Below are 4,612 nucleotides of genomic sequence, written 5' to 3'. Positions count from 1 at the left end.
CTATTTAGGTTATTGAACAAAGAATGGGGATTGATTTGAGACTTAAGTAAAGCTAATTCCGAAGCTATCTTCTCTTTTTCTATCCGGTTTTTCTGCTGTTCCGTTTTGAACCACTCCTGAGTCATCTTCAACCCACCGCTTACTGCTAATACCAACATACTTAACAGAGTGGCGCGCTGAATTATTGACCCCCTATACCAATCGTGTTCGTAGTAAAAGCTACTATTTAGTGTTTGCTGCACCCATAAATCCCAGAAATTCACCGTCACAATACAGGCCAGTACCGCTATGATATACAAATACACCTTTTTTCGAGCCAGCAGTTGCGGAATTAGTAATGAGGTATTGGTGTAGTAGAACCCAATGAGTATTAGCATTACCAGGGAAATTCTTAGCACCGGAAAGGGATTAGGATACGGCCAGGCAAACACAGCCACCAGCAACGCAAAAAATGCTAACCAGCCCAGAAAGTGGAAGATTACCTCCTTTCGCTGTGATACGTTCAATTGAAATGGAATTCCGGCCGCCATATTCCAAAGTACGAAAGTACCGGAAACAATATTGAAAAATAAGACCAACCAGACTTTCGCATAGACCAGCTTGATTCTCTATTCGCTGAAAAGGGGCTGCCGAAATAGCGATTTGTGATGATCAACTTTCGTACTATCATGCTTATTTTCTTATATTATCATTGACTTTCTACTATCTTTCTCTAAACCTGCTCTTAATGACCTATTATTCAATTTGCAACCAAAAACAATGGGGCAATGCTTTACTTATTTTCTTCGGTTGGCTGATCGTTTCTTGCCAACCTCAACCCAATGCAACCTCATCTGTCCAGACGAAATACAATGTTTTATTTATTGCTATTGATGACCTTCGTCCGCAATTAGGTTGCTACGGCGAATCTCAGATCATATCACCCCACATTGATCGTCTGGCGAATCAAAGTTTAATGCTTACGCGAGCCTACGTTCAGCAGGCAGTATGCGCGCCTTCTCGCAATGGGGTTATGACCGGGCTTCGTCCTGATGCTATCGGCATATATGATTTGGGCACCTTTTTCCGAGACTCAGTACCAGACGTGATTATGCTACCGCAGCATTTTAAGGACAATGGTTATCAATCGGAACGCATTGGTAAAATATACCACCGGGCCCATGGAAACCGGGATGACTCCTTATCATGGAGCCCAAAGTCTGGGGTTCCTTCATTTCAATCTTTAGGAGTCGAACCCTTAAGCCGGGGTGATACTGTTGGGCTGGAAGGTAGCTACCCCCACATTGACGGTAAAAGAATTCCTTACTACGCTACCTCAGTGCCAGAGGAGCAACTAGCTGATAACCGCTCGCTGAATTACGCGATGGAACGGCTAGAAGCATTGCAAGACACCTCATTTTTTTTGGCCGTAGGCTTGGTGAAACCCCACCTTCCGTTTGTAGCCCCTCAGCGGTACTGGGACATGTATGACTCTGCCAATCTTACTATTCCTGAACGAAACACTCCCCAGGGTAGCCCAGAATTCTCATTGGCAAACTTTGGTGAACTACGGAAGTACCACGATATTCCTCCGGAAGGATACTTATCTGACGAGAAATCACGTAATCTTATTCACGGCTACTACGCTTCCGTTACTTACATTGATGATTTAGTTGGGGACCTTCTTAATAAATTGGATGAACTTAATTTAGCCGAAAACACTATTGTAGTACTCTGGGGCGATCATGGTTGGAAACTAGGGGAATACGGTAGTTGGTGTAAGCACTCTAACTACGAATACGACACCCGCATTCCGCTCATCGTCAAAGTTCCTGGTGAAACCAAAGGTCAGAAAAGTAATGCCCTGGTAGAATCGATAGATATTTACCCTACGTTGTGCAAATTAGCGGGCCTATCGCCACCAACTCATTTACAGGGGAAAAGTATACTACCCCTCATTTCAAACCCCGATCATTCCATTAAAACTGCTGCTTGGAGTCAGTACCCTCGGGGCAAAGGCGGCAATTCCCTAATGGGCTACGCTATGCGAACCGACCGCTACCGCTACATTCGCTGGCAAGAAAGAAACTCAACCCAGAAAGTAGTCGCTCAAGAACTGTACGATCATCAAACCGATCCTAATGAGATGAATAATCTGGCAGCTTTGGTAGAAAACCAGGAGCTAGTTGCAAAAATGGATAGCTTATTTAACATTGAATACGAATTAGCCCATCAGGAAGCGTTGTCAGCCATATAACAATGAAAAACGTGAACTAATATTCTTCGTATAGTTTCCGTAAAATTTGCTCCATTTCCACCTTTAGCACCGACGACGAAGTGATATAATTATTATGCATAAAGCTGAATATCAGCTTTTTTCCTGAGCGCGGAAATAAAAAGCCGCTGAGGGCATGTTAGTTGCTCAGCGTTCCGGTTTTAGCAAAAACATAAGGTTCACCATTCGGATTTCCGTACCAATTCTTAATTGTTCCGGAAATACCTCCGGCCGGAAAGATCGTCTTAATACGCTCATCCGATAGTTCGACGTCTACTTTTCGTAGCAAAGCAACCATGCTGCGGGGAGTTTGCAGATTATAACGCGATAAACCCGAACCATCTACCCAAATTGGTTCATCCGGTAAATCGGACAAATAGTTTTCGATCACGTAATCAATCGCCCATTCTGAACTGAGGGTGTCTTGTTGAGTAGAAGAACACACCAGCAGCAACTGTTCGGCTACAAAGTTATCGCTCGGTTGTATCATCCGCCGATACATACTATCCACCGGAAGACTGTAAAGGGTATTCGTAAAATCTCCCGAATAGTCCGATAACTGCTGCACTCGCTGCTTCAAAGTGTCTTGTAGCAAATCCACGATTAGCGAAGTAGACTGAATAAACGGTACATCCCGCACAAATGCCAACGTGTCAGGCTTAGTACCGTAGTGAAAGGTGTTCTCGTGGCGATCGCGCAGCAAGTAGGACGTTTGGTTAGCGTCGGGAAAGCCTTGTACAAAACTGTTAAAGTAGTTCGGATACGGAAAGGGCTTGGCAATATTTTCTTTAAACTGAAAACGAACCACGTTGGCGTACATTGGCAGCACTGATTTTTCGGAAGAATAGTAGTAATTGTAATCCCCCCAGGCCCAGCCCGGTCCGAAGTAATCGTCTTCAGTAGGCCGTTCCACGTACGCCAACTTATGATCGTTATTTCGCAAAAAATTATAAACATGGTGGTCGTAGGTCGTATCAATGCTTTGAATATCAGGGTGCAAAAAAGCCGGATCTCCGGTTCCGGTAAAGATTATAGAATCGCTCTGCACTTGGTACTGTAGCGCGGGAATAGAATCACCCAGCATTTTCAGGCCAGCGTAGAGCGTAAAAATTTTGGTGTTTGAAGCCGGAGTGTAGTATTTATCCGACTGGTACTCGTACATCATTTCATCTCGCTCGGTATCGTACAGCGCAAAGCCAGTGAAGCTCCGCTGAAAAACCGGTGATTCATTGACCAAACCTTTCAACTCGCGGCTTTGAACACCGGGTCGGGTGGCGCACTGGGCTAGAAGAAAAATTAAAGATAATCCGAACAGAAAACGAGGCAAATATTTCATGCCCCGAAAATAGTAATTTTACGCTTGTTCCAATCTCTCGATGGCTCAACCAATCATCACAATTTGAAATTCCGGACCTGATAGGTGAAGGTGAGCATGAAATACTGCTGAAGTACTTGGGTTTGGGCGTCTTCAATATACGCCTCAGTAATGTTTCGCTGCACGCTCTGATTTTGCTTTAGCAAATCGAAGACCGATAGTTGTAATTCACCCCGTCGGTCTTTCAGAAACTTCCTTCCTACACTCATATTCCATAGCACAAAATTTTGATCGAAACCAGCAGAAAGCCCCGAAAATAACTGATGATTCAGCTGGGTTCTTATCACAAAGCCTTTCCCAAAGATCCAAGTTAGTTCACCGTTGGTGTTCTGGTTACTAAATTGGTCGTTTAGTTCACTACGAATCGAGTTGCTTACCCAATTGTAATTTGAAGTAGACGAGATGGTGAAATCAATATTTTCGCTGATGTTACTGCTGAGTGTCAACCCCAGCCCTACGGTGCTATTGGTGGCATCATTCCGCTGTTCGTTAATCAAACCCGGAGTTTGAGCGATACTTCCCGAAAGGTTAATATTCAGGTTGCTTTTTAGCCAATTGATCGGTTGACCGTAGGTGATAAAGGTGCGAACGCTACGCTGCTGCCCAATATTGATTGCTCGAGTAAGCTGACCACCCTCCGCTAGTAAAACGCCTCCACCAATGAGGGTATCTTGAGCTACAATAAATGTCGAGTTTCCCACATAGTTATCAGTAACTGACCCCGCCAATAAAACGAAAAATGTGTTCGACCTATTGGTATTGACCGAGGAATAGCGTAGAAACAAATTATGACGATACTCTTGATCCAAAGCGGAGTTACCTACGGTCAATTGTAACGGATTACTATTATCGATTACATCTTGCAATTGAGTCACCGAAGGTGCTTGAGTATTGGTGCGATAAAACAGACGAATGTTCTTGCTGTCGGTAATATTATATCGCAGCATAGCTGATGGGAGCAGATTGGCAAAGTTGCGATCAAT

The 4,612-nt window shown here is 44.1% G+C and carries 3 protein-coding genes and 1 pseudogene; 1 reads left to right on the top strand and 3 read right to left on the bottom strand.

The features are described 5' to 3' along the window. Window positions 1-530 (bottom strand): annotated as a pseudogene (locus WBA23_RS04945) (hypothetical protein); the annotation flags it as partial. Between the two features lie 197 nt (window positions 531-727). On the opposite strand from WBA23_RS04945, the gene WBA23_RS04940 reads away from it, so the two are divergent. Beyond that, a complete protein-coding gene (locus WBA23_RS04940) occupies window positions 728-2,236 on the top strand; it encodes a sulfatase (RefSeq protein WP_424581139.1) in 1,509 nt (502 codons plus the stop codon). A gap of 157 nt (window positions 2,237-2,393) precedes the next feature. On the opposite strand, the gene WBA23_RS04935 is transcribed toward WBA23_RS04940, so the two are convergent. Both WBA23_RS04935 and WBA23_RS04930 read right to left on the bottom strand, forming a co-directional pair. Next, window positions 2,394-3,590, bottom strand: a complete 1,197-nt coding sequence (locus WBA23_RS04935; RefSeq protein ID WP_424581138.1) for a D-alanyl-D-alanine carboxypeptidase — start codon at window positions 3,588-3,590, stop codon at window positions 2,394-2,396. 56 nt (window positions 3,591-3,646) lie between these two features. Further along, a partial coding sequence (locus WBA23_RS04930) for an outer membrane beta-barrel protein (protein WP_424581137.1) occupies window positions 3,647-4,612 on the bottom strand: 966 nt, incomplete at its 5' end.

The sequence above is a fragment of the Tunicatimonas sp. genome (assembly GCF_049647865.1).
GTDB lineage: Bacteria > Bacteroidota > Bacteroidia > Cytophagales > Cyclobacteriaceae > Tunicatimonas.
This window is presented reverse-complemented; position numbering and strand designations above follow the sequence as displayed.

Coding starts and splice junctions, on each gene's coding strand:
- WBA23_RS04940 (WP_424581139.1), top strand. CDS start 728: ATGACCTATTATTCAATTTGCAACCAAAAACAATGGGGCAATGCTTTA.
- WBA23_RS04935 (WP_424581138.1), bottom strand. CDS start 3,590: ATGAAATATTTGCCTCGTTTTCTGTTCGGATTATCTTTAATTTTTCTT.